This window comes from Massilia sp. LXY-5 (assembly GCF_059801075.1).
Genome location: NZ_JBNNEH010000002.1, coordinates 334,633 through 359,060, shown reverse-complemented (window position 1 = coordinate 359,060; position 24,428 = coordinate 334,633). Strand labels below are relative to the sequence as shown.

Genomic DNA, 24,428 nt, shown 5'->3' with positions numbered 1-24,428 from the left:
TCTGTATGTCAGTGAAGAGAGTTTTTTCGAGCCGCCATCACGCCGGCGACGGTGTAGAACGAGCCAAAGACCACAATTCTATCATTCTCTTCGGCACGGCTCACCGCATTAGCAAATGCTGCGGCCGGGTCGGCGAAAGTCGTTACCGAAAAATCGGCGTCTTTCGCCCCGGCGGGACGCAGCGCTGCGACTTTTTCGGCCAGTTCAGCAGCCTTCGCCGAACGCGCCGACGGCAGGTCGGCCAGGCACCAGTGGTCGATCAGGCCGGCCATCGGCGCCAGCACGCCGTCGATGTCCTTGTCTTCCATGATGCCGAAGACGGCATAGGTGTAGCGGTGAAAGCCCATGTTGCCCAGGTTCTGGGCCAGGGTCGCCGAGGCGTGTGGATTGTGGGCCACGTCCAGCACCGTGGTCGGACGGCCGGCCAGCACCTGGAAGCGGCCCGGCAGCTCGACCAGCGCAAGGCCGGTGCGCACTTCCTGGGCGCCGCAGGGCAGCTGCATGCGCAGCGCCTCGAGTGCCGCCAGCGCCGCCGCGGCGTTGAGCAATTGATTGGCGCCGCGCAGGGCCGGATAGGCCAGCGAGTTGCGGCGCTGGGTGCGTCCGCCATAGCTCCACTGCTGCTGGTCGCCCTGGTAGTTGAAATCGCGCCCGATCAGCCACAGGTCGGCGCCGATGTCGGCCGCGTGCTGGATCAGCGACTGCGGCGCCAGCGGGTCGCTGCAGATCGCCGTCTTGCCGGCGCGGAAAATACCGGCCTTCTCGAAACCGATTTCCTCGCGCGTGTCGCCCAGCCAGGCCGCGTGGTCGATGTCGATGCTGGTGACGATGGAGACGTCGGCGTCGATCACGTTCACGGCGTCCAGGCGCCCGCCCAGGCCTACTTCAAGGATTGCCACGTCCACGCCGGCTTTCGAGATCAGGTGCATGATCGCCAGGGTCGTGAATTCGAAATAGGTCAGGTCGATGTCGCCGCGCGCGTCTTCCACGAAGCCGAAGGCCTCGACCAGCACGGCGTCGCTCGCCATCTCGCCATTGATGCGGGCGCGCTCGTTAAAGTCCAGGAAGTGCGGCTTGATGTAGAGGCCGACGCGGTAGCCGGCATGCAGCAGGACCGATTCCAGCATCGCGCAGGTGGAACCCTTGCCGTTGGTGCCGGCCACCATGATGACGGGGCAGCTGAACTGGAGATTCATGCGCTCCTTGACGGCGCGGACGCGGTCCAGGCCCATGTCGATATGGGTTTCGGCGTGGCGCGTTTCGAGGAGCGCCAGCCACGCGGGCAAGGTGGTGGGAAGCATGGACATGAAAAAAATTCAGTACGTTGAAACGAAAACCGGCGACCTGAATCAGATCGCCGGTAGGAAACCTTATGCGGCGCGCTGGCCGGTCAAGCGACGACGTCGGCCGGCTGGTTCTGCAGCAAGGCCAGCAGGCGGGCGATTTCTTCGCGCATCTTGCGGCGGTCGACGATCATGTCGACGGCGCCCTTTTGCACCAGGAATTCGGCGCGCTGGAAACCTTCCGGCAGCTTTTCGCGCACGGTGTTCTCGATCACGCGCGGGCCGGCAAAACCGATCAGCGCTTTCGGCTCGGCGATCACGACGTCGCCCATGAAGGCGAAGGAAGCGGACACGCCGCCCATGGTCGGATCGGTCAGCACGCTGATGAACGGCAGTTTCTTTTCCGACAGCTTGGTCAGCATGGCGGTGGTCTTGGCCATCTGCAGCAGCGACAGCAGGCCTTCCTGCATGCGGGCGCCGCCGGTGGCGGTGATGCAGATGAACGGCACTTTCTGTTCGAGGGCGATCTGGGCGCCGCGGACGAAACGCTCGCCGACGACGGAACCCATCGAGCCGCCCATGAATTCGAATTCGAAGCAGGCCACGACGACCGGCAAACTCATGATCGAGCCGCCCTGCACGATCAGCGCATCGGTTTCCCCGGTGGCTTCCATCGCTTGCTTGAGTCGGTCAGGATACTTCTTGCTGTCCTTGAACTTCAGGGTATCGACCGGCAGGGCTTCCTGGCCGATCTCGTAGCGGCCGCCTTCGTCGAGCAGGCCGTCAAGGCGCTCGCGCGCACGGATGCGCATGTGGTGGTCGCACTTCGGGCAGACGTGCAGGTTCGACTCGAGGTCGGCGCGGTACAGCACCGCTTCGCACGACGGGCACTTGACCCACAGGCCCTCGGGCATGGTTTTGCGATTGGCGGCATCGGAGCGCTGGATTCGGGGGGGCAGCAGTTTTTCCAACCAACTCATGTTCTCTCCTTTGCGGCAATTCTTGAATGGGGCGTAGTGTAGCCGCTAGCGCCGGGCTTGTCACCGCTTGCCTGTCTGTCAATTCTTGGCAACCGATTCCGGCGCGCGTGGCATGTTATACACCATGCGTCGAACAGGGTGAGCACGAATCCCGGCAGAACTGGAGCCCCGGCATCACGGCCCACCCTGCCGGCATCAACTGTCGAGCGCGGTGCGGATCCCGGCCACGAAGGCCTGTACCGCCGGCACGGCAGCCTCGGGACCCACGTTTTCGATCTCCTGGATGATGCGGCTGCCGATCACGACCGCGTCCGCCACCGAGGCCACCGCCTTCGCCGTCTGCGCGTCGCGGATGCCGAAACCGACGCCGATCGGCAGGCTGACGTGCTCGCGGATCGCGGCCACGCGGCGCGCCACGTCCTCGGTATCGATGCTGCCGGCGCCGGTGACGCCCTTCAGGGACACGTAATAGCTGAAGCCGCTGCCGTAGCGCGCCACCTGCCTGATGCGCTCCTGCGTGGACGTCGGCGCCAGCAGGAAGATCAGGTCGAGGTCGTTGGCGCGCATGGCGTCGGCAAAGGCTTCGCACTCTTCCGGCGGGTAGTCGACGACGATGGCGCCGTCGGCACCCGCTTCTTTCGCCTTGAGGATGAAGTTATCCGGGCCGATGCGTTCGATCGGATTGGCGTAGCCCATCAGCACCACCGGGGTGCTTGGATCGCTTTCGCGGAACTGGCGCACGTAATTGAAGACGTCGTTCAGGCCGATGCCGAATTTCAGGGCGCGCTCGCAGGCGCGCTGGATGACCGGGCCTTCGGCCATCGGGTCGGAAAACGGCACGCCCAGTTCCAGGATGTCGGCCCCGCCCGCCACTAGGGCGTGCATCAGCGGGACGGTGAGGTCGGGGCCGGGGTCGCCGGCGGTGATGAAGGTGACGAGGCCGGTCTTGTTTTGTTCGCGCAGGGCGGCGAAGGTACTTTCAATTCGGGACATGCTTTTACTTTCTTTGAAGTTTTCGGGTGGAATGCAGGGGCTCTGGCCGGATCAGCCGAAATCGAGCCCCATGCGTTGCGCCACCGTGTGCATGTCCTTGTCGCCCCGTCCCGACAGATTCACCAGGATCAGCTTGTCCTTCGGCAGCGTCGCCGCCAGCTTGAACGCGTAGGCGATCGCGTGCGAGGATTCCAGGGCCGGAATGATGCCCTCGATGCGGCAGCAGTCGTGGAAGGCCGCCAGCGCCTCGTCGTCCGTGATCGACACGTATTCGGCGCGCGCCGAATCCTTCAGCCAGGCGTGTTCCGGACCGACGCCCGGATAATCCAGGCCGGCCGAGACCGAGTGGGTCTCGATGATCTGGCCGTTGGCATCCTGCAGCAGATAAGTGCGGTTGCCGTGCAGCACGCCCGGGAAGCCGGCCGTCAGCGAGGCCGAGTGCTTGCCCGAATCGAGCCCCTCGCCCGCCGCCTCGACGCCGACCAGTTTCACATTGGTTTCGTCGATGTAAGGATAGAAAATGCCCATCGCATTCGAGCCGCCGCCGATGCAGGCGACCACGTAGTCCGGCTGGCGGCCCGTCATTTCCGGCATCTGGATGCGGCATTCCTCGCCGATTACCGACTGGAAATCGCGCACCATCATCGGATACGGGTGCGGGCCGGCCACGGTGCCGATGATGTAGAAGGTATTTTCGATGTTGGTGACCCAGTCGCGCATCGCTTCGTTGAGCGCGTCCTTCAGGGTCTTGCTGCCGGACTCGACCGGAACGACGGTCGCGCCCAGCAGCTTCATCCGATATACGTTCTGGGCCTGGCGCTTGACGTCCTCGGCGCCCATGTAGACCACGCATTCGAGGCCGAAGCGGGCGCAGATGGTGGCGGTTGCGACGCCGTGCTGGCCGGCGCCGGTCTCGGCGATGATGCGCGGCTTGCCCATCCGGCGCGCCAGCAGGGCCTGGCCGATCACGTTGTTGATTTTATGGGCGCCGGTGTGGTTCAGGTCTTCGCGCTTGAAGAAGACCTGCGCGCCGCCGGCCAGTTCCGACCAGCGCCTGGCGTGATAGACGGGCGAAGGACGGCCGACGAAGTGGGCCAGCTCGTAGCGGAATTCTTCGAGGAATTCGGGGTCCTGCGAATAACGGGCGTAGGCCTCGTTCAGTTCGGCCAATGCGTGGGTCAGCGTCTCGGCGACGAAACTGCCGCCGTAGGGGCCGAAATGGCCCTTGGCATCGGGGAATTGGTAGTCGGTGGTCTGGAACAGGGCGTTGACCGACCGTTCAAGGGTGGCTTCCTGGCTCTCCAGGGCTGCTTCCTGTACTGCTTTCATGGGGGTGCTCGCTTTCAATGGTGGCATCGGCTGCCCGCACCGCGGCGATGAAATCCGCGATCTTGCGGGCGTCCTTGATCCCCTTGGATGCCTCGACACCACTGCTGATGTCGACGGCCCAGGGGCGTACGCGTGCGACTGCGTCAGTCGCGTTTTGCACGCTCAAGCCACCACTCAAAACGACCCGAGGCGCGAGCTCTTTTGGGATAAGAGACCAATCGAAGACCTTTCCAGCACCGCCGTAGGCATCCACATAGGTATCGAGCAGAAGGCCCGAGAACCAGGGACTGGCGGCGCGGTATGCGAGTTCGCATTCTAGCAAATCGGCAGGGGCCGTGTCCGGCCTGACGCGGTAGGCGTGGACGAAAGGCCGCTTCACCGCGTCGGCGACGCGCGCACACTCTTCCATTGTTTCGTCGCCGTGGAACTGCAGCAGCGCCACCGGTGCCGCGTCCACGACCGCCCGCACCTCCTCCAGGCCGGCGTTCACGAACAGCGCGACCGAGCTGACATAGGGCGGCAACCCGGCGGCAAGCGCGGCGAACCGTTCGGGCGTGACGTAGCGCGGGCTCTTCGGGTAGAAGACGAAGCCGAGGGCGTCGGCGCCGCTGGCAACGGCAGCGCGCAGGTCTTCCTCGCGGGTGATGCCGCAGATCTTGATTCGGGTACGGTGCATGTGCGTAAAACCTTAGAGCCAGGGGAGCGGAGAGAGCTGCTCCTGCGGCAATCCCCACTTCGGATCGTAATCGATTTTCGCGAAATACAGGCCGTCGGGCATGAAGGTCGGCGCCGCGGCGTCGCGGTTGCGGGCGGCCAGCACCTCGGCTATCCAGTCCGGCTCGTTGCGGCCGATGCCGACATAGATCAGCGCACCCACCAGGTTGCGCACCATGTGGTGCAGGAAGGCACTGGCGCGCACGGTGAAGACGATGATGTCGCCGCGCCGCTCGATCCGGATTTCCTGCATGTCCTTGACCGGCGTATTCGCCTGGCAGCCGGAAGCGCGGAAAGACGAAAAATCGTGCAGGCCGATCAGGTGGCGCGCGGCGGCCTGCATGCGCTCGACGTCGATCGGGCGAAACACCCAGCCGGCGCGGCCGGCCAGCAGCGAGGACGGATTCGGGTTGTTGTACAGGACGTAATGATAGGTGCGCGAGCGTGCCGAATAGCGCGCGTGGAACTCCTGGCCATCTGGGCCAGGCGCGACTTCGGAGGCCCAGCGTACGGACACCGAATCGGGCAGGAAGGTATTCGTGCCGCGCACCCAGCTTTGCATCGGTCGGTCGAGTTCGGTGTCGAAGTGCACGACCTGCTCGACCGCGTGGACGCCGGCGTCGGTGCGGCCGGCGCAGGTGGTGGACAGCTTGGTGCGGGCAAACTTCTCCAGGGCGATCTCGAGCGCATCCTGGATGGTGTCACGGCTCGGCTGTTTCTGGTATCCATTCCAGCCGGTGCCGACGTACTGGAGTCCGAGTGCGATGCGCCTCACGCCAACTGTGCGCGCATCGTGCTGGCGCGGCTGGACTGTTCGACGTTGCCGCCCTTGATGACTTCGTCGAGCAATTCGCGCGCACCTTCCTTGTCGCCGATCTCCTGGTAGGCGATCGCGAGGTCCAGCTTGGTTTCCATTTCCATTTGCGCGGCGGTCAGTTCCATCGGGGCATGATCGACCGGGCTTGCGGCCGGCGCTTCAGGCTCGGTCAGGGTGAAATCGTTGGCCGGCAGGTCGAGGTCGAGGCCCGACATGTCGAAGCGCGGCACCGGGGTGCCCGGGTTCGGGATCGCCGGCACGTCGGTCATGGCGAACGGATCGTCCTGCGGCGCTGCCGGAGCGGCGGGCTGGCCGAAGTCCATCATGTCGAGGTCGAACAGCGGGTCCTTGGCCGCTTCGGGCGCGGCGGCAAACTCCTGCGCTGCCGGCGCGGCCGGCGGCGTCAGGTCGAGGTCGGTCGAGCCGAAATCGAAGACCGGCTCCTGGCGCTCGCCTACCGGGGTCACCGGGGCGGACGGGTTGGCATCGAGCATGCCGAAGTCCATGGCGTCGAGGTCGAACAAGGGATCCTTCAGGTCCGAGGCCGGTGGCGTGCCTGGCGCTTCCGGCAGCGGCGGCAATTCAAACTCGCGTGCCAGCTGCGCCATGTCGATGTCGGTGTTGGGGCCGTTCTTGCTGAGGTCGAGCACGAAGGCGTCGTCCTCGTCCACGGTGGCCGTAGCAGTCTGTGCAGTGGCCGGGGCGTCGAAGTCCATGTCGAAGGCCAGGTCGTCCAGGCTCTCGCCCGTCACGGCCGGGGTGCCCGCTGGGGGATCGAGCGGCGCGAACGGTTCCATGTCGAACTGCAGGTCGGGCACGGCGGTAGCGTCGTCGTGCACCGCATTGTCGGTGCCGGTGGCGGCGACCGGCTCGAAACTCAGGCCGCCGAGGTCGAAGTCGAGCAAATTGTCTTCCGCCTTGGCGTCCGCCCTGGCGGCAGCTGGGGACGTCTCGGCCAGTTGCGGCAGCGCGGTGGCATCGTTGTCGAGGCCGAAGCTGTCGAGGTTGAAGCCGGTGTCGAGCGGCGCGCCGGTGACGGCGTCCACGGTCGCGTCCGGTTCGATGATCTCGGAGGCGTCGCCGCGGTTGCGGAAGGCTTGCTCGAGCTGCTGGGACAGCATGGTCTGCGGACCGGCGTCGTCGGCAAGGATTGTGGAGCTCGAGCCTGCGGCTGCCAGGCCTGCGCCGGCCACGGCGGCACCGGCGCCGACCACGGCGGCGGCGGCCGCGCCCTGGGCGTACATCGGGTTGTTCGGATCGAGCGTATGGCCGAGCGCGGCGGCTTGCGCCCACTCGTCGCCCTTGCCGCCCGTCAGGCTGTAGAGCTCGGTTGCCTGGGTCTCGAAGGCGCGCACGTCCTTGCGTGCCGCGTAGATCTCGAGCAGCTTCAGGCGCACCGGATGGCGGTACGGATCGTTGCGCAGCGCTTCCTTGAGGATGTCCTCGGCCTGGGTGTCGAAGTTATAGGCCAGATACAGCTCGGCTTCGGCCAATGGGTCCACTTCATTCGTGTCGAGCTGGCTGGCCGAGGGCGCGAAGCTGGAATTGAAGACGCTGTCGTGGGTATCGACGCTCTGCCCGCCCGTCTGCGCGAACATCGCCTGCGCCGGCTGGGCCGCGCTGCCGAGGATGGTCGGCGTGTCGGACACGGTCTGGGCGACCACCTTCTGCTTGCGGCGCTGCGAGATGCCGAGCGCGGCCAGCAGCAGCACGGCGGCGCCCGCACCCAGGTACAGGATGTTGTCCATCAGCGTGTCGGCGAGGCTGGTCTCGGCCGGTGCCGGCGGGGTCACCGCTTTCGGCGCAGTCCTGATCTTCGGTGCCGGCTTCGGCGGGGCATCGGCCTGGGCCACGACGGTCGGCGCCGCCGGGACGATCGGCTTCGACACCGGCGCATCGGCCGCGCGCTGGGTGGCGGCGGCGCCGGTCTGGTTCTTGACCGTGATCAGCTTCTCGAGGTCGTTGACGTTCTTTTCCAGCTCCTTGACGCGGGTCTGCGCCTCCGCCAGTTCCTTTTCCTTGGCCACCACGTCTTCAGCGGTGGCAGCGCCCGTGGCGGATTTTGGCGGCAGCGCCTTCGACAGGCGCAGCTGGTCTTGCGATTCGTTGGCGGCGGTCGGGCGTTCCTCGACCTTGGCCGTGATGCGGCCGGTCGCGCTCTGCCCTGCCCCTGCCTCGCGCGCCGGGGCGCTGGTAGCGACCTGGCCGGCCAGCTTGCTGCGGTAGGAATTGAAATCGGCCGCATGCGCGACGACCGTGCCGTGCGCTTCGCCGGCGTCGAGGCCGCGCAGGCTCTCGGCGCCCGGCACCGACAGGATCTGGCCCGACTTCAGGCGGTTCATGTTGTTGCCGATGAAGGCGTCGGGATTGGCGCGGTACAGGGCGACCAGCATCATGTCGAGCGAGACGTCGACCGGTTTCAGCTTGCCGGCGATGCGGCCGAGCGTGTCGCCGGCCTTGACGCGGTAGCGTGAATCGGCCGCTGCTCCCCGTGCCGACGGCTCGCCGGCCGTCTCTTCGGCGCGCGCGCTGCGCTGCGGACGGGCGCCCGGGGCGGCGTTGTCGACGTTCGCCATGCCGGTAACGCGGCCGGGACGCGCGCCTGGCGCCGGCGCACTCGGTGCGACCTGGGCCGACTGGGTGGCGCGCAGTTCGGCCGGATCGAGCAGGAAGGTGTATTCGCGCACCAGGCGTCCATTATTCCAGGACAGCTCCAGCAGCAGGTCGACGAAGGGTTCGTTCAGCGGCTGCGGCGAGGTGATGCGCACGAACTGGCGCCCGCCGCGCTGCTCGACGGCGAAACGCAGCGACAGCAGGGCCGGATTGAATTCGACGTTGGCGGCGCGGTAGGCGTCGGGCGTCGCGAGTTTCGCGACCAGGCCGGCAGCTTCGTCGTTCGAGACGGCGGTCAGTTCGATCTCGGCGCGCAGCGGCTGGCCCAGCGCCGAAAGGACGGTCAGCTTGCCCAGTCCCGCCGCATTTGCCACCGAAGACAGAAGCACTGCACTGGCGACCGCGGCGGTAAGCGTTTTCAACGCGGACGACATGATCTGAGGGCGGCGGTTCAGTGGCATAGAGTTGGATGCGAGAGGGTTGGCAGGAGGGAAAGGACGGTTTCCCGGAAGTCTCAACATATCATCATGCACTAGAGCATGCAAGCTCTGCGGGGCGTAGGCTTGCGATTCTGTGGGATGGATGCGTGATCGATAATGTTTCGATATCGACTGTTGCGATGCTTGATTATCGGGGCGTTAACGAGTCTGGTCGAATCACCAAGAACTGTAGGGTGGGCTCCGCCCACGCGGTGGTACGTACCGGCTCCGATTTCGTGCCCGACGATCTCGCCGCCGCGTATCACCGCGTGGGCGAAGCCCGGTGAAACCGTCCTTGATGCCATCGGCATCAATGCCCCCTACAAAAACGCCGCGAAGATCGCGGCGTTCGTTCTTACTTGTCCAGCACGATCCGCAGCATCCTGCGCAGCGGCTCAGCCGCGCCCCACAGCAGCTGGTCGCCGACCGTGAAGGCCGACAGGTAATCCGGCCCCATCGACATCTTGCGCAGGCGGCCGACCGGAATCGTCAGGCTGCCGGTGACGGCTGCCGGCGACAGGTCGCGCATCGATGCTTCGCGCGTGTTCGGCACCACCTTCACCCACTGGTTGTGCGAGGCGATGATGTCGTTGATTTCGTCGAGCGGCACGTCCTTCGTCATCTTGATGGTCAGCGCCTGCGAGTGGCAGCGCATCGCGCCGACGCGCACGCACAGGCCGTCCACAGGAATCGCCGAGCTACCGAAACCTTCGCCGCGGCCCAGGATCTTGTTGGTCTCGGCGCCGGCCTTCCACTCTTCCTTCGACTGGCCGTTGCCCAGGTCCTTGTCGATCCACGGGATCAGGTTGCCGGCCAGCGGCACGCCGAACTGCTTCGTCTCCTCAGCCGTCAAGCCATGCTGGGTCGCCAGCACGGTGCGGTCGATCTCGAGGATGGCCGATGCCGGATCGTCGAGCAGCGGTTTCACCGCGCCGTTGATGGTGCCGAACTGGGTCAGCAGTTCGCGCATGTGCTGGGCGCCGCCGCCGGACGCTGCCTGGTAGGTCATGGAGGTCATCCACTCGACCAGGCCCTGCTCGAACAGGCCGCCCAGGCCCATCAGCATGCAGGAGACGGTGCAGTTGCCGCCGACGTAGTTCTTCACGCCGCGCGAGAGCGCGTTCTTGATCACGTCCTTGTTGACAGGGTCGAGCACGATGACGGCGTCGTCGTTCATGCGCAGCGTCGAGGCGGCGTCGATCCAGTAGCCGTTCCAGCCGCTGGCGCGCAGCTGCGGGAAGATGTCGCTGGTGTAGTCGCCGCCCTGGCAGGAGATGATGATCTCGCATTTCGACAGCTCGGCGATGTCGTGCGCGCTCTTCAGCGTGGTTTCGTTCTTCGCCATCTTCGGCGCTGCGCCACCCGCGTTCGAGGTGGTGAAGAACACCGGCTCGATGTGGTCGAAATCGCCCTCATCCTGCATGCGCTGCATCAGGACCGAACCCACCATGCCGCGCCAACCTACCAGGCCTACCAATTTCATTTTATTCCCCGTCGTTTTGTCAAAATTACCGGAGCGCCCGCACCACGGCGTCGCCCATTTGTTCCGTACTTACACGCTGCGTGCCATCCTCGAATATATCCGCTGTGCGCAATCCTTGCTTGAGGACCGTCTTGACGGCGGTCTCGATGCGCTCGGCCTGTTCAAGCTTGCCGAGCGAGAAACGCAGCATCATCGCAGCCGAGAGGATCGTCGCCAGCGGGTTCGCGATGCCCTTGCCCGCGATGTCCGGCGCCGAACCGTGCGAAGGCTCGTACAGTCCTTTGTTGTTGGCGTCGAGCGAAGCCGACGGCAGCATGCCGATCGAGCCGGTCAGCATCGCCGCCGCATCGGACAGGATGTCGCCGAACATGTTGCCGGTGACGATGACGTCGAATTTCTTCGGCGCGCGCACCAGCTGCATCGCCGCGTTATCGACATACATGTGTTCGAGGGCGACGTCCTGGTATTCCTTGTGCACGTCGGTCACGATGTCGCGCCAGAACTGGAAGGTTTCCAGCACGTTGGCCTTGTCGACGCTGGTGACGCGCTTGTCACGCTTGCGCGCAGCCTGGAAGGCGACGTGCGCGATGCGGCGGATCTCGCCTTCGGCATAGCGCATCGTATCGAAACCTTCGCGCTGGCCCTTGAAGGGACCGTCCGGGCATTCGCGCACGCCGCGCGGCTTGCCGAAATAGATGTCGCCGGTCAGTTCGCGGATGATCAGGATGTCGAGGCCGGAAACCACTTCGGGCTTGAGGGTGGAGGCGCCGGCCAGTTCCGGATACAGGATCGCGGGACGCAGGTTGGCGAACAGGCCGAGTTCCTTGCGCAATCCGAGGATCGCCTGCTCCGGGCGCAGCGCGCGCTCGAGCGTGTCGTACTGGTAGTCGCCGACCGCGCCGAACAGCACGGCGTCGGCCTGCTTCGCCAGTTTCAGGGTCGATTCCGGCAGCGGATGGCCGTGCGCGGCATAGCCGGCGCCGCCGACTTCCGCTTGCTCCATCTCGAAGGATTCGCCGAGGGCGTCCAGCACGCGCACGGCTTGCGCCGTGATTTCGGGACCGATGCCGTCGCCCGGCAGGATTGCAATTTTCGACATGTGCGTTTTCTTTTTCTTAGATGGTGTTGGCCAGCCAGGGCTGGCGCGCCAGGTGGCGCTCTTCGAAGGCGCGGATCTCGTCGGCGTGGCGCAGGGTCAGGCCGATGTCGTCCAGGCCGTTCAACAGGCAGTACTTGCGGAAGTCGTCGATCGCGAATTCGAAACCGATGCGTCCATCCGGCGTGCGCAGCACCTGGTTCTCGAGGTCGACCACGAGTTTGAATCCGGTGGTCGCCTTGACCTCGTTGAAGAGCTGGTCGACCTGCGCTTCGGTGAGGACGATCGGCAGCAGGCCGCTCTTGTAGCAGTTATTGAAGAAGATGTCGGCGAAGCTCGGCGCGACGATGGCGCGGAAGCCGTACTGCTGCAGGGCCCAGGGCGCGTGTTCGCGCGAGGAGCCGCAGCCGAAGTTCTTGCGGGTCAGCAGGATCGATGCACCCTGGTAGCGCGGCTGGTTCAGCACGAAGTCCGGGTTGAGCGGACGGTTCGTGCAGTCCTGGCCCGGCTCGCCGTGGTCGAGATAGCGCCACTCGTCGAACAGGTTCGGGCCGAAGCCCGTGCGCCGGATCGATTTCAGGAACTGCTTCGGGATGATGGCGTCGGTGTCGACGTTGGCGCGGTCGAGCGGCGCCACCAGTCCTTCGTGTACGGTGAATTTATCCATGTCCTGTCCCGGTTCGCGATTGGGTAATTACTTGCCGCCGGCGCCGGTGACGACCTGGCCGACCTTCTGCACGTCGCGGCCGATGCCGGAGATCGTGTTGCAGCCTGCGAGAACGATGGCGATCAGGGAGAGGGCGAATGCTTTTTTCATGTTGAATCCGTGGTTCGGTTGTTGATTTAGAGTGCGCGCACGTCGACGAAGTGGCCCGCGATACCGGCCGCGGCGGCCATGGCCGGCGACACCAGGTGGGTGCGTCCGCCCTGCCCTTGCCGGCCTTCGAAATTGCGGTTCGAGGTCGAGGCGCATCGTTCGCCCGGCTCCAGCCGGTCGGCGTTCATCGCCAGGCACATCGAGCAGCCCGGCTCGCGCCATTCGAAGCCGGCGGCCTTGAAGATCTTGTCCAGGCCTTCGCGCTCGGCCTGCTCCTTGACCAGGCCGGAACCCGGCACGACCATCGCCAGCTTCACGTTCGAGGCGCGCTGGCGGCCGCGCACGACGCTGGCCGCTTCGCGCAGGTCTTCGATGCGCGAGTTGGTGCAGGAGCCGATGAAGACCTTGTCGATGCGGATGTTCTCGATCGGGGTGTTCGGGGTCAGGGCCATGTAGACCAGCGCCTTTTCCATCGCGTCGCGGCGCACTGCATCCTTTTCCTGGTCCGGATCGGGCACGCGGCCGTCGATCGAGGTGACCATCTCGGGCGAGGTGCCCCAGGTGACCTGCGGGCGGATCTGCGTCGCGTCGAGGGTGACGACCATGTCGAATTTCGCGCCCGGATCGGTGTGCAGCGTGCGCCAGTAGGACACCGCCTGCTCCCAGTGCGGACCGCTAGGGGAGAACGGACGGCCCTTGACGTAATCGATCGTGGTGTCGTCCACGGCGACCATGCCGGCGCGCGCGCCCGCTTCGATCGCCATGTTACAGACCGTCATGCGTCCTTCCATCGACAGCGAGCGGATCGTCGAGCCGCCGAATTCGATGGCGTAGCCCGTACCGCCGGCGGTGCCGATCTTGCCGATCACGGCCAGCACGATGTCCTTCGCGGTGACGCCGGCAGGCAATGCGCCGTCGACCTGCACCAGCATCGCTTTCGATTTCTTGGCCAGCAGGGTCTGCGTCGCCAGCACGTGCTCGACTTCGGACGTGCCGATGCCGTGCGCCAGGCAGCCGAAGGCGCCGTGGGTGGAAGTATGCGAGTCGCCGCAGACCACGGTCATGCCGGGGAGCGTCGCGCCCTGCTCCGGCCCGATCACGTGGACGATGCCCTGGCGCTTGTCGTTCATGTTGAAGTAGGTAAGCCCGAAGCTCTTCGCGTTGGCGTCGAGGGTCTCGACCTGCAGGCGCGAGGTCGGGTCGGCGATGCCTTCGCGGCGGTCGGTGGTCGGCACGTTGTGGTCGGCCACGGCCAGATTGGCGGCGTTGCGCCACAGGCCGCGATGGGCTTCGCGCAGGCCCTCGAAGGCTTGCGGGCTGGTCACCTCGTGCACCAGGTGGCGGTCGATATACAGCACGGTCGTGCCGTCGGCATCGGCACGCACGACGTGCGATTCCCAGAGTTTGTCGTAGAGCGTTTTTAACATGCTAGTGTCCTGTCGAACCGACCCGCTTGGGTGGGGGATTTTGATTATGCCATATTTGTGCACTGCGGCAGTAATGGGGTCGTTTTGCATCATTCTGCCAATACCAACCGCCTCAAACAAACAAGATTTGCCCTTCGCGCCGAATGTCTGAATAAAAAAAGCCTGCACATCGGATGCGCAGGCTTTTATTGCAAGGGCAGACTCCGCCCTTTTTCACTTGTTCAGTGCACTTTATGCTGCCATGCGCACCGTGTTGCGGCAACCGTCCATCAGGAAGGACAGGCCCACGACCAGCACCAGCTCGCCCTCGGCCGAACGCGCGGTGCCGGTGATGCCTTCCACCGTCAGCGCCGTCATCGGCTTGATGACCAGGTCGGCCGTGCCGTCGACCGCTTCCACCGCCAGGATATACGGCTGTGGCGCATTGATGACGATGCCGACGCGCTCGACGGCTTCCTCGTAGCCGAGCGAGCCGGCCAGCGAGCGCACCGGCAGCGGACGGCCCTGGTCCTTCAGCACCGGGGCGCCGCCGACCATCGAGAAGGTCTCCGGCAGCTCGACCACACGCTCGACCACCGCCATCGGCAGCGCCAGCGAGGCGCCCGAGGTGGAGACCAGCATGGTCGGCACGATCGACAGTTCGATCGGCAGGCGGATCGCGAACTTGGTGCCGTGGCCGAGCGAGGAATCGATCCGGATCGCGCCCCGGTTCTTTTCCACCGCCGTTTTGACGACGTCCATGCCCACGCCGCGGCCCGAGACGGACGATGCCACTTCCTTCGTCGAGAAGCCCGGCAGGAACACGAGTTGATACGCATCCTCGTCGGTCTGGGCGCCGTTCTCGCCGATCAGGCCCTTGTCGATGGCTTTGCGGCGCAGCTTGATCGGGTCCATGCCCTTGCCGTCGTCCTGCAGCACGATCATGACGCTGTTGGCTTCCTGCCAGGCTTTCAGCAGGATGAAAGCCTTGGCCGGCTTGCCGGCGGCGACACGCTCCTGCGGCGACTCGACGCCGTGGTCGAGTGCGTTGCGCAGCATGTGCACCAGCGGATCGTACAGGCTGTCCACGACGACGCGGTCGACTTCGGTCTCGGCGCCTTCGATGGTCAGCTCGACGTCCTTGCCGAGGTCTTTCGCCAGTTCGCGCACCAGGCGCGGGAACTTCTGGAACAGGCGGCCCACAGGCTGCATGCGGGTCGCCAGCGTGGCGCGCTGCAGTTCGGCCGAATAGCGGGAAGCGCGTTCCAGCGTTTCGGTGAGCGTGGCCATCAGGGTGGCGGCCTGCCCTTCGAACTTGAACTGGGCCAGGCGCTCGAGCAGCACGGCGGCCTGGTTGGCGGCCTGCACCGATTCGCCGGCCACTTCCAGCAGCGCGTCGAGTTTCACGGCATCGATACGGATGCTTTCGTCCTTGGCCGGCGCGGCTGCGGCGGCCTTGGCATCGCTGCGGCGGTCGACGCCGTCCCAGCCCGCCTTGGCGGCCGGTGCGGCGACGGTCTCGGCTTGCGCGGCGGGCGCGGAGACCGGCTGGACGGCGGCGGCTGCATTGTCCGACACGGCGGTGGCGGGCCCGGCCGCGATGGCGAAGCCGGCAGGCACGACGGCGTTGTACATCGCAGGCCAGTCGAGGCCGTCTTCACCGACGGCCGGGGCGGCGGCAGGCGCTGCAACTTCAGCCACCGGTGCGGCCGCCGGCGCCGGCGCTGCAACCGGCGCCGCTTGCGTCTTGCCTTCGATCGCATCGGTGAGGATGCGTTCGAGGTCCTGCGGCATCGGCGCCAGCTGTTCCGGCGTCGCGCCGTTGTTCAGGTCGTTCAACTGGTCGGCGACGAAGCCCGAGGCCTGCAGCGCGGCCTCGATCGACAGCGGCGTGACCGGCGCGGCGCCGGTGCGCAGCGCGTCGAACAGGTTTTCGGTCAGGTGGCAGGCCGCGACCAGCGCGGGCAGGCCCATGAAGCCGGCACCGCCCTTGATCGTGTGGAACGAACGAAACACCGCATTCAGCGTTTCCTTGTTCTCCGGATCGCGTTCGAGGCGCAGCAGGTGCTCTTCAACATTGACTGCCAGATCCATCGCCTCGACGACGAAGTCCTTGAGCATATCGTCCATTAGAATCCCAGATCGGCAAGAAGGTCGTCGACGTTATCCTGGTCCAGCGCCGCGGATGGCACGGACGGGCCGGACATGAGCTGCACTGGTGCAGTTTCCTTTTCGGCCAGCTTGGCGCGCGTTTCCGGCGGTGCGTTGTCGCGCAGCAGTTGGGCCAGTTCGTTCTCGACCGTCTTGGTGATCATGACGACTTTCTTGATCAGCTGACCGGTGATGTCCTGGAAGTCCTGGGCCATCATGATTTCCAGCAGGCGGGCTTTCTCGGCCTCGGTCGCGTCAAGCACGGCTTGCGCGAACTGGCGCGAGTCGCCGGCCAGGGCCTTGAACTCGTCCAGGCTCAGCTTGCCTGCGAACAGGGCCGTCCAGCGGCCTTCCATGTCCTGGGCCTGCTTCGACAGTTTGTCTTGCGCCGGCATGCCTTCGTCCAGGGTGTTCAACACCTTGTTCGCGGCTTGCTCGGTCAGCGTGGCGACGTATTCCAGGCGGTCCTGGGCATCGTTGATCTGCGAGGACGCCTCGGTCAGCGCGCGGTCATAGCCGAGTTCGCGCAGCGAGTCGTGCAGCAGGCGCACGATGCCGCCCAGGCGCTCGTACATGTTCTTGTCGGTCTCGCCTTCGCCGCCGGCAGCCGGTGCCATGGCGACGCTGGCCACGGCAGGCGCGGCGACGGCGGCGGTGGATGCGCTGGCTGGAGCGGCCGGCTGGCTGGAGGCGACCTGGTCGAACAGGGCTTCCAGGTCGTCCTCATCGGCGGCGGCAGGTGCCGGCGCGGCGGCGGCAACCGGAGCCGAGGCGGCGGCTGGCGCGCTGGCGCGCTGGGCTGCCACTTCCTCGAATAATGCGTCGAAATCGTCGGCGGCGTCGGTCATAATTCCTGCTTCTCCATGATATGAATGTGTCGCAATCTGCTTGCTTCGGTCCGGTGGTTGCGGACTTCCGCGCGCGTCATGCGGTCGCTGGAAGCCCCAAAATTCAGTGAACCAGTTTAGCAGCGTAGTTGCCGTAGGTAAATCTCGGAAAAAGCAATACGACGAAATGGACAAGGAATCTTAATTCCGCGACAATAAAACCGTGCGGTTCCTGAATATTTTCACAAGTCAGGTGTTGTTTTGTGGTCGCGTCGATTGTGCATCGTTTTTCGAGGCGTTCCGGCTGAGGTGAACCCGTGTTTGAGCAAGGTCAACAGGTTGCGCTATCGCAAGCCCGGAACACGAAGTAGCAGCCACAATACCGTGGCGTATGGAGGGGGCTCATCATGTACCGGAAAATCCTGATCACCACCGACGGCTCGGCCGTGTCCCAGCACACGGCCTGTGCCGGCGTCAAGTTCGCGCACCAGATGGGGGCCGAGGTGCTGGCCCTGTTCGTCGCACCGGAATACCAGTACCCCGTGTATGTCGAGATCATTCCGCCCTCCTATCCCAGCGAGGACGAATACATCGCCCAGATGCGGCGCACCGGCGAAGACTACATGGGCAGGATCATGCGCTCATGCGCGGACGCCGGGCTGAAACACAGCTGCATGACCGCTTTTTCCGATGCCACGGCCCTGAAAATCGTCGACATCGCCGAACAGGAGGGCTGCGACCTGATCTTCATGGGGTCGCACGGACGCAGCGGCTGGGGCCAGATCCTGCTGGGCAGCGTCACGAATAAAGTGTTGTCGCATACGACCAAGCCGGTGCTGGTGCACCGGCTGATCCACGAGCCTGCAGCGACCTGATGCGGGCGCCGGCACGCCGCCTGCGCGGCGTGCACTATACAGAGCAGCCACGGTTCGCCCGTGGCGCGGGGGGATTTCATGATAAGAATCGTCATTGCAGATGATCATACGATCATGCGCGAGGGGCTCAAGCGCATCCTCGACGGCGCGCTCGATGTCGAGATCGTCGGCGAGGCCACCAACGGCTTCGAGGTGTTGTCGCTGGTGCGCCAGGGCGGCTTCGACCTGCTGCTGCTCGACCTGTCGATGCCCGGACGCAGCGGCGTCGACCTGATCCGCCAGGTGCGCAGCGAGGCGCCCAAGCTCGCGATCCTGATCCTCACGATGCACGAGGAAGAGCAATATGCGGTGCGGGCGATCCGTGCCGGCGCCCAGGGGTATCTGACCAAGGAGAGCGCGGGCACCCAGCTGGTGGGCGCGATCCGCAAGGTGGCCTCGGGGCGTCCGTATATCAGTACCGAGGTGGCCGAGCAGCTGGCCCTGAACATCATGGCGCCGAACGAGCAGTTGCTGCACAAGCAGCTGTCGGACCGCGAATTCGAGGTGTTTTCGCTGCTGGTCGGCGGCAAATCGATCACCGAGATCGCCAACAACCTGCACCTGTCGGTGAAGACCGTCAGCACCCATAAAACGCGCATCATGCAGAAGATGGGGATGACCTCGCTGTCCGAAATGGTGCAGTACGCCGTGGCGCACCGCCTGCTGGCGCCGCTGAAGGCCTGAGGCCCGGCCCGGCGCGCTCGCTCCGGGCCAAAGACTTTTGACAGCGTCATGCCCCAATTTGTGCCATGTGCGCCACGCACTTCCTCTGCCCTACCGGCACTGGCGCAAACGCAGTCCCGGGGCTCCCACTCGCTGACGCCCCGTATCAGTAAGAATATTCCTACAGTCCTAGCCCCACTCCTACCTACACATTCAGCCATTGCTGATACCAATGCCGAACTCGTGTTGGCATACTGAATTCAGCGTATCGACTTGCTTGCGATCTAATTTTTCTCCGTAAGCCAAGCCTGCCGCTTGATGAATCCTATTGAAGCACCCGGTAGCGGCACCCCACCACCAGCCGCTCCAGCTCGAATTCTTCACTGGAGAAAAGCATGCAGTCCCAGCAAACGCCAGAACAACGCAACGCCTCGTCGACCATGCATTCCACTCCAATGGAAGCAGGCCGCCAGCGCCAGGGCCGCCTGTGGTCCAACCTCAAGGAAGTCTGCGACCTGCTCCACATCCCGGCCGCCGTCTCCATCAATTCCGAAGAGTTACTGTTCCAGCACGTACAATTCAAGACCGGCCAGCGCGTCCACACCATCGGCCAGGCCTTCGACACCCTCTACATCGTCAACTCCGGCTTCCTGAAAACCGTCCTCATCGACGAGTTCGGCAACGAACAGGTGCTGAGCTTCCCGATGAAGGGCGACATGCTCGGCGTCGACGGCATCCACACCCGCCACTACGCTTCCGAGGCCGTGGCCCTGTCCGACTGCGACCTGATCCTGCTGCCGTTCAAGAAACTCACCGCCCTGGGCCGCGTGCACATGGAGCTGGAAAACCTGATGTACGGCGTGATGAGCCGCGAGCTGGTGCGTGAGCAGGCCATGATCGGCATGCTCGGCGCCCTCTCCGCCGAGGCACGCGTGGCGCGCTTCCTGGTCTCGCTGGCCGACCGCTTCGCCGCCATGGGCTACTCGAGCAAGCTGTTCAACTTGCGCATGACGCGCCACGAGATCGGCAGCTACCTGGGCCTGACGCTGGAAACGGTGAGCCGCACCCTGTCCGCCTTTAACGAAATCGGCCTGATCACGGTCGACCAGCGCACCATCGGCATCAAGGATCCGGAAGCCCTGAAAACCCTGCGCCGCCTGCCACCCTCGCGCTCGCGCACCAAGGCTGCCGGCGCCAAGCAAAAGGCCGAGCTCGATGCCGCCGGGGACGACCAGGTGCTGGCGACGGCCTGATGCTTTGAATGCCGGTTGAGCCGGCGAATGAAAAACGGCTCCGACGTGCAATCGCATGTCGGAGCCGTTTGTCCTTGCTTTATTGATCCCGCGACAACACCCCATTGTTGACCCGCACCGCGTCGCCCTGGCGGAAGCCCGGATCGTTCTCGTACTGCAGCGTCTGGGTCGCGCCGTTGCCCGCATAGCGCACCACCACTTCATAACGCTGGGTACGGCGCTGGTTTCGTTCGACGTTGCGTCCCACCATGGCGCCACCGACGGCGCCGGCCACGGTGGCGAGCTTGCGGCCGTCGCCGCCGCCGACCTGGTTGCCGAGCAGGCCGCCGACCACGGCGCCGACCCCGGTGCCGAGGTAATTGCCCTCACCGCTGACTTCAACCACGTTCACCGCTTCCACCGTCGCGCAATTGGTGCAGTAACGTGCGGTACGGGGTGCGGGCGCCACCGGCGCGCTGGCGGCGGCAACCTGGCGCGGCGCGGCGGACAGCAGCGGACGGCCCAGCACCTGCGAGGTGTAGCGGCCGTTGGAGCGGATGGTTGCCGTTACACGGCTGTCAGGAGCGATGCGGTCGTCGCGGCGAATCGTATAGTCGTCCGCATATTCGCCAGGGCGCACTTCCGGCAGGAAGAACACGCCGCGCGCGCCGGCGATGGAGAGCTCGACACGTGAACCCGGGGTACCGAACACGACAAAGCCGATGTCATTGCCCGGAGTCAGGTCCTCGCTGCCGCGCACTTCGAAACGCTCGATGCGCGGCATGGCGGCCAGGTCGCCACGGCGGTTCGGACGCGGCGCGCCATTGCGCACCACCGATTCGGCCAGCACGTCGGTCGCCACGCGGTTGCCCACGCGCAGGTTGGCGGTCACGCTGCTGTTGTTCGTGATGCGGTCGCGCGTGCCGATCGTGTAGGTACCGACATACTGGCCCGGTTCGGTTTCCGTCATGTGCAGATTGCGCGTGGCGCCGTCGATGCGCAGCACGGCATTGCCGCCGGGCGTGCCGTACATGTCGAAATGCAGCTCGACGCCGGGCGCCAGGCGCCGCACTTCCTCGACATTGAAGCCGCGGATGACCGGACCCGAGCGATCCTGCCGCTCATACTGCTGGGCATGGGCCACGGTCGGCGCCAGCGTGAGGGAGCACAGCGGCAACAGCGCGGTGAGCGTGGCACACAGGGTGTGGCGAAGTTTCATGGTATGTCTCCTCTTGATGGGTCAGACTATTCGGTCGTACATACACGGTACGCCAATGCCCATGAGAAAACAGTGCGCTAACGAACGCTGTGCACGGCCTCGCCTGAGGTGACGAAAATCGCGTCGCCGGGTTCACGCGTGACGACGTGGCCGCCCGTAAACGAACCGAAGGACGGCAGGATCATCCGCTCGGTGCCGACGACGAAGCACGGCAGGCGCAGCGCATCGAAGCGGGTCGCCAGCACCCAGGCCGGGTGCACGTGGCCGGCCAGCGCATAGCATCCACTGCCGCTGCCGCTGCCCAGGCCGAGATCGAGGTCCGGATGGTGGCAGAACGCGAACGGCCCGACCGCATGCGGTTCGTCGACCAGTTCGATGCCGAGCGCCGCTGCCGGGTCGCCCGCATGCTTGTCGTGGTTGCCGCGCACCAGGGTCAGGCGCAGAGCGTGCCGCCGCCGGCGCCAGGCTAGCATCGCCTGCTGGGTGCTCGATGCATGGGCGGCGCGCGCATGCAGGAAGTCGCCGAGAAAGACGACGTGGCGCGCGCCATGGGCATCGATCAGGGCGTCGAGGGCCATCAGGTTTTCAGTGGTGGTGCCGCGCGGCACCGGGATGCCTTGTGCGCGGAAGGAAGCGGCCTTGCCGAAATGGATATCGGCAATGATCAACATGTCCTGCGCAGGCCAGTAAACGGCCTTTTCGGGCAAGAGCAGCAAGCGCTCACCCGCAACTTCAACAACCGAACTCGTCATACAGAAGCAGCTTTCTCCAGTTCACGCAACATGCGCGCCACGCGATCGTTCAGCTTCTCGGTACTGACCTTTTCGCGGAAGCGCTCGACCATCAGCGCAAAACCGAAGGGCGTCGCGCGTTTCACGACACGATACGCTACTTTACGCGCATGGAGTTCGGCCAGCGTGTCACGCAGGCGGGTCAATTCCAGTTCCTGCTCCAGCACCTCGCGCTGGGCCTGCGTCAGCAGCAGGTTGCCGGCGTCATGCTTGCGGAAGACCTCGAAGAACAGCGAAGACGAAGCCTGCACCTGCCGGTTCGATTTCGGCTGGCCCGGATAGCCCTGGAACACCAGTCCGGCAATGCGCGCCACTTCGCGGAAGCGCTGCTGCGACAATTGCGTCGCATTCAGGCTGTCGAGCACGTCTTCCAGCAGGTGCTCGGTGTCGAACAAGCCCACCTCGCGCCCGGTTGCGCCCGCGAATTCCCGCTCCCAGTCGACCGGCTCCGGCGCCATCAGCTCGAAGCCGTAATCGTTGACCGCAATCGAAAAGGTGATCGGCTGGCGCCGCCCGATGCGGTAGGCGAACAGCGAAGCCAGTCCCATGTGCACCGAACGTCCCGCGAACGGATAGACGAACAGGTGATAACCTTCGCGGCTCTTCATCGATTCCAGTACCAGGGTGTCGAGCGTCGGCAGGGCCGACCATTTTTCCTGGATTTCCAATAGCGGCTTGATCGCCTGCATTTCCGGCCCCTCGAAGCGCCCTGCGGCCGCCTGGCGCAGCTGCTCGAGCGCGGCGTGGGCGAGTTCCGACGACATCGGCATCTTCGCGCCCATCCAGCGCGCAATGGCGCCGCGACTTCCCGTGGCGCGTTTCACGAATGCCGTCATCTCGTGCAAGCGGACGAATTCGAGGATGCGCCCGCCGAACAGGAAATGGTCGCCCTGCTTCAGGCGCGAAATGAACGACTCTTCCATGCTGCCGATCCGGCCGCCGCTCATGTACTTGATCTGGATGGTGGCGTCCGAGACGATGGTGCCGATGCCCATCCGGTGGCGCCTGCCGATCGCGGTATCGGGCACGCGATAGACGCCCTCCTCGTCCGGCAGCACGCGCCGGTATTCCGGATACACGGTCAGGCTCTGGCCGCCGCGCGCGACGAAATCGAGGGCCCATTGCCATTCTTCCTCGGTCAGGTGACGGTAGGACCAGGCCTGCCGCACCTCCTGATAAAACTGCTCCGAGCGGAAACCGCCGCCGAGGGCCACCGTCACCATGTGCTGCACCAGCACGTCGAAAGGCTTGTTGGGCACATACCGCCCTTCGATCTTGCGCGCGGCCACCGCGACTTTGGCGCCGGCCGCTTCCAGGATTTCCATGCTGTTGGTCGGCACCAGGGTCACGCGCGAGACCCGCCCCGGCGCGTGGCCGCTGCGCCCGGCGCGCTGCAGCAGGCGCGCGATGCCCTTGGCGCTGCCGATCTGCAGCACGCGCTCGACCGGCAGAAAATCCACGCCCAGGTCGAGGCTGGCGGTACAGATCACCGCCTTCAGTTCTCCTTTTTTCAGGCCCATCTCGACCCAGTCGCGCACCTCGCGCGCCAGCGAACCGTGGTGCAGCGCGATCACGCCGGCCCAGTCGGGCCGCGCTTCGAGGATGTTCTGGTACCAGATCTCCGACTGCGAGCGGGTATTGGTAAACACGAGGGTCGCATCGTAATGCTCGATCTCGTCGATCACGGGCTTGAGCATCTGCAGGCCCAGGTGCCCGCCCCAGGGGAAACGCGAGACGTCCTTCGGGATCAGCGAATCGACGACGATCTGTTTTTTCGTGTCGCCTTCGACCAGCACGCCCTCATTGCCTCCCTCCTTGTCTCCCAGCAACACCCGCCGCGCCAGGTCGAGGTCGCCCATCGTCGCCGACACGCCCCAGATGACCAGTTCCGGCCGCCAGTGCCGCAGCCGCGCCAGCGCCAGCTGCACCTGCACCCCGCGCTTGCTGCCCATCAGTTCGTGCCACTCGTCGATGATGATCATGTCGAGGTGCCTGAACTGTTCCTCCGCCGCCGCGTGGCTCAGCAGCAGCGAGAGGCTTTCCGGTGTGGTGATCAGGCTGGTCGGCCACTTGCGCGACTGGCGCGCACGCTCGGCCGAGCCGGTGTCGCCGGTGCGCGCGCCGACCGTCCACTCGGGCGCCAGCACTGCAGCCGACTCCTCCAGCGCGCGCTGGGTATCGGCCGCGAGCGCGCGCATCGGCGTGATCCACAGCACGCGCAGGCCGCGCGGTGGTCCACCCTTGCGGCCTTGACCCAAGGCCCCACGCTGCAGCGCGGCCAGCCACACGGCATAGGTTTTACCGGCGCCCGTATTCGCATGCAGCAGCCCGGACTGGCCCGCGAGCGCCGCCTTCCACACCTCCTTCTGGAACGGGAAGGCCTTCCAGCCGCGCGACGCGAACCAGTCCTTGACGATCGCCGCCGTCGGCCCGCTCATGCACCCACATCCGTCTTGCCGGGGGCACGGCAGCACAGCAGCCGCAGCAAGAGCGGGATATTGCCGGATTCATCGCAGTTCAATATGCATGCCTCGTCGTTAAGCTGGATCGAAACGGAGCGCCTTGCGGGCAGCACCGGCCTGTCTTGCGCCTGCCAAGTCTAGCAAAGGCCGGCGCCAACC

The 24,428-nt window shown here is 65.3% G+C and carries 20 protein-coding genes; 3 read left to right on the top strand and 17 right to left on the bottom strand.

Annotated features, from left to right (window positions below):
- Positions 1-8: 8 nt before the first annotated feature.
- The 14 genes from folC to ACI48I_RS05000 form a co-directional block, all read right to left on the bottom strand.
- Positions 9-1,307: a bifunctional tetrahydrofolate synthase/dihydrofolate synthase gene (gene folC, locus ACI48I_RS05065; protein ID WP_498573522.1), complete on the bottom strand. Its 1,299-nt coding sequence runs from the start codon at positions 1,305-1,307 to the stop codon at positions 9-11.
- An 83-nt stretch (positions 1,308-1,390) separates the two neighbouring features.
- Complete coding sequence (gene accD, locus ACI48I_RS05060; RefSeq protein WP_193684860.1) at positions 1,391-2,263, bottom strand: acetyl-CoA carboxylase, carboxyltransferase subunit beta; 873 nt, start codon at positions 2,261-2,263, stop codon at positions 1,391-1,393.
- 195 nt (positions 2,264-2,458) lie between these two features.
- Positions 2,459-3,256 (bottom strand): tryptophan synthase subunit alpha, encoded by a 798-nt coding sequence (gene trpA / locus ACI48I_RS05055; RefSeq protein ID WP_498573521.1) that lies wholly within the window; start codon positions 3,254-3,256, stop codon positions 2,459-2,461.
- 51 nt (positions 3,257-3,307) lie between these two features.
- Positions 3,308-4,585, bottom strand: coding sequence for a tryptophan synthase subunit beta (gene trpB, locus ACI48I_RS05050; protein ID WP_407943859.1), 1,278 nt, complete (start codon positions 4,583-4,585; stop codon positions 3,308-3,310).
- A complete protein-coding gene (locus tag ACI48I_RS05045) occupies positions 4,536-5,261 on the bottom strand; it encodes a phosphoribosylanthranilate isomerase (protein ID WP_193684858.1) in 726 nt (241 codons plus the stop codon). The genes trpB and ACI48I_RS05045 overlap by 50 nt, the downstream gene beginning before the upstream one ends.
- 12 nt (positions 5,262-5,273) lie before the next feature.
- A complete protein-coding gene (gene truA / locus ACI48I_RS05040) occupies positions 5,274-6,074 on the bottom strand; it encodes a tRNA pseudouridine(38-40) synthase TruA (RefSeq protein WP_498573520.1) in 801 nt (266 codons plus the stop codon).
- Positions 6,071-9,151: a motility hub landmark protein FimV gene (locus ACI48I_RS05035; protein ID WP_498573519.1), complete on the bottom strand. Its 3,081-nt coding sequence runs from the start codon at positions 9,149-9,151 to the stop codon at positions 6,071-6,073. The genes truA and ACI48I_RS05035 overlap by 4 nt, the downstream gene beginning before the upstream one ends.
- A 412-nt stretch (positions 9,152-9,563) precedes the next feature.
- Positions 9,564-10,691, bottom strand: coding sequence for an aspartate-semialdehyde dehydrogenase (gene asd / locus ACI48I_RS05030; RefSeq protein ID WP_498573518.1), 1,128 nt, complete (start codon positions 10,689-10,691; stop codon positions 9,564-9,566).
- Between the two features lie 25 nt (positions 10,692-10,716).
- Positions 10,717-11,790 (bottom strand): 3-isopropylmalate dehydrogenase, encoded by a 1,074-nt coding sequence (gene leuB, locus ACI48I_RS05025; protein ID WP_498573517.1) that lies wholly within the window; start codon positions 11,788-11,790, stop codon positions 10,717-10,719.
- Positions 11,791-11,806: 16 nt separating this feature from the next.
- On the bottom strand, positions 11,807-12,454 hold the full coding sequence (leuD, locus tag ACI48I_RS05020) for a 3-isopropylmalate dehydratase small subunit (protein ID WP_193684854.1): 648 nt from the start codon (positions 12,452-12,454) through the stop codon (positions 11,807-11,809).
- A gap of 27 nt (positions 12,455-12,481) precedes the next feature.
- The gene (locus tag ACI48I_RS05015; protein WP_267878188.1) at positions 12,482-12,604 is read right to left on the bottom strand and encodes a hypothetical protein; all 123 of its coding nucleotides are present in this window, start codon (positions 12,602-12,604) and stop codon (positions 12,482-12,484) included.
- 26 nt (positions 12,605-12,630) lie between these two features.
- A complete protein-coding gene (gene leuC, locus ACI48I_RS05010; protein WP_193684853.1) occupies positions 12,631-14,031 on the bottom strand; it encodes a 3-isopropylmalate dehydratase large subunit in 1,401 nt (466 codons plus the stop codon).
- A 231-nt stretch (positions 14,032-14,262) separates the two neighbouring features.
- Complete coding sequence (locus tag ACI48I_RS05005) at positions 14,263-16,140, bottom strand: chemotaxis protein CheA (RefSeq protein WP_498573516.1); 1,878 nt, start codon at positions 16,138-16,140, stop codon at positions 14,263-14,265.
- The gene (locus ACI48I_RS05000; RefSeq protein WP_498573515.1) at positions 16,140-17,009 is read right to left on the bottom strand and encodes a protein phosphatase CheZ; all 870 of its coding nucleotides are present in this window, start codon (positions 17,007-17,009) and stop codon (positions 16,140-16,142) included. The genes ACI48I_RS05005 and ACI48I_RS05000 overlap by 1 nt, the downstream gene beginning before the upstream one ends.
- A 386-nt stretch (positions 17,010-17,395) precedes the next feature.
- On the opposite strand from ACI48I_RS05000, the gene ACI48I_RS04995 reads away from it, so the two are divergent.
- From ACI48I_RS04995 to ACI48I_RS04985, 3 genes are all read left to right on the top strand, one after another.
- Positions 17,396-17,863, top strand: coding sequence for a universal stress protein (locus tag ACI48I_RS04995; protein ID WP_193684850.1), 468 nt, complete (start codon positions 17,396-17,398; stop codon positions 17,861-17,863).
- Positions 17,864-17,941: 78 nt separating this feature from the next.
- Positions 17,942-18,586, top strand: a complete 645-nt coding sequence (locus tag ACI48I_RS04990) for a response regulator (RefSeq protein WP_056332929.1) — start codon at positions 17,942-17,944, stop codon at positions 18,584-18,586.
- 434 nt (positions 18,587-19,020) lie between these two features.
- Entirely contained in the window at positions 19,021-19,818 is a 798-nt protein-coding gene (locus tag ACI48I_RS04985; RefSeq protein ID WP_056332926.1) for a Crp/Fnr family transcriptional regulator, read from the top strand.
- A 79-nt stretch (positions 19,819-19,897) separates the two neighbouring features.
- On the opposite strand, the gene ACI48I_RS04980 is transcribed toward ACI48I_RS04985, so the two are convergent.
- The 3 genes from ACI48I_RS04980 to ACI48I_RS04970 form a co-directional block, all read right to left on the bottom strand.
- Complete coding sequence (locus tag ACI48I_RS04980; protein WP_498573514.1) at positions 19,898-21,016, bottom strand: outer membrane lipoprotein; 1,119 nt, start codon at positions 21,014-21,016, stop codon at positions 19,898-19,900.
- Positions 21,017-21,093: 77 nt separating this feature from the next.
- Positions 21,094-21,768, bottom strand: coding sequence for a ligase-associated DNA damage response endonuclease PdeM (gene pdeM, locus ACI48I_RS04975; protein WP_498573513.1), 675 nt, complete (start codon positions 21,766-21,768; stop codon positions 21,094-21,096).
- Entirely contained in the window at positions 21,765-24,245 is a 2,481-nt protein-coding gene (locus tag ACI48I_RS04970; RefSeq protein ID WP_498573512.1) for a ligase-associated DNA damage response DEXH box helicase, read from the bottom strand. The genes pdeM and ACI48I_RS04970 overlap by 4 nt, the downstream gene beginning before the upstream one ends.
- Between the last annotated feature and the right edge of the window lie 183 nt (positions 24,246-24,428).

What these genes read in the sequence shown, in the direction of transcription:
- ACI48I_RS04980 (WP_498573514.1), bottom strand. Translation starts at nt 21,016, where the DNA reads ATGAAACTTCGCCACACCCTGTGTGCCACGCTCACCGCGCTGTTGCCG.
- ACI48I_RS05045 (WP_193684858.1), bottom strand. Translation starts at nt 5,261, where the DNA reads ATGCACCGTACCCGAATCAAGATCTGCGGCATCACCCGCGAGGAAGAC.
- leuD (WP_193684854.1), bottom strand. Translation starts at nt 12,454, where the DNA reads ATGGATAAATTCACCGTACACGAAGGACTGGTGGCGCCGCTCGACCGC.
- ACI48I_RS05005 (WP_498573516.1), bottom strand. Translation starts at nt 16,140, where the DNA reads ATGGACGATATGCTCAAGGACTTCGTCGTCGAGGCGATGGATCTGGCA.
- ACI48I_RS04970 (WP_498573512.1), bottom strand. Translation starts at nt 24,245, where the DNA reads ATGAGCGGGCCGACGGCGGCGATCGTCAAGGACTGGTTCGCGTCGCGC.
- leuB (WP_498573517.1), bottom strand. Translation starts at nt 11,790, where the DNA reads ATGTCGAAAATTGCAATCCTGCCGGGCGACGGCATCGGTCCCGAAATC.
- pdeM (WP_498573513.1), bottom strand. Translation starts at nt 21,768, where the DNA reads ATGACGAGTTCGGTTGTTGAAGTTGCGGGTGAGCGCTTGCTGCTCTTG.
- folC (WP_498573522.1), bottom strand. Translation starts at nt 1,307, where the DNA reads ATGTCCATGCTTCCCACCACCTTGCCCGCGTGGCTGGCGCTCCTCGAA.
- leuC (WP_193684853.1), bottom strand. Translation starts at nt 14,031, where the DNA reads ATGTTAAAAACGCTCTACGACAAACTCTGGGAATCGCACGTCGTGCGT.
- ACI48I_RS04985 (WP_056332926.1), top strand. Translation starts at nt 19,021, where the DNA reads ATGGAAGCAGGCCGCCAGCGCCAGGGCCGCCTGTGGTCCAACCTCAAG.
- trpA (WP_498573521.1), bottom strand. Translation starts at nt 3,256, where the DNA reads ATGTCCCGAATTGAAAGTACCTTCGCCGCCCTGCGCGAACAAAACAAG.
- ACI48I_RS04995 (WP_193684850.1), top strand. Translation starts at nt 17,396, where the DNA reads ATGTACCGGAAAATCCTGATCACCACCGACGGCTCGGCCGTGTCCCAG.
- ACI48I_RS05015 (WP_267878188.1), bottom strand. Translation starts at nt 12,604, where the DNA reads ATGAAAAAAGCATTCGCCCTCTCCCTGATCGCCATCGTTCTCGCAGGC.
- accD (WP_193684860.1), bottom strand. Translation starts at nt 2,263, where the DNA reads ATGAGTTGGTTGGAAAAACTGCTGCCCCCCCGAATCCAGCGCTCCGAT.
- asd (WP_498573518.1), bottom strand. Translation starts at nt 10,691, where the DNA reads ATGAAATTGGTAGGCCTGGTAGGTTGGCGCGGCATGGTGGGTTCGGTC.
- ACI48I_RS04990 (WP_056332929.1), top strand. Translation starts at nt 17,942, where the DNA reads ATGATAAGAATCGTCATTGCAGATGATCATACGATCATGCGCGAGGGG.
- trpB (WP_407943859.1), bottom strand. Translation starts at nt 4,585, where the DNA reads ATGAAAGCAGTACAGGAAGCAGCCCTGGAGAGCCAGGAAGCCACCCTT.
- ACI48I_RS05000 (WP_498573515.1), bottom strand. Translation starts at nt 17,009, where the DNA reads ATGACCGACGCCGCCGACGATTTCGACGCATTATTCGAGGAAGTGGCA.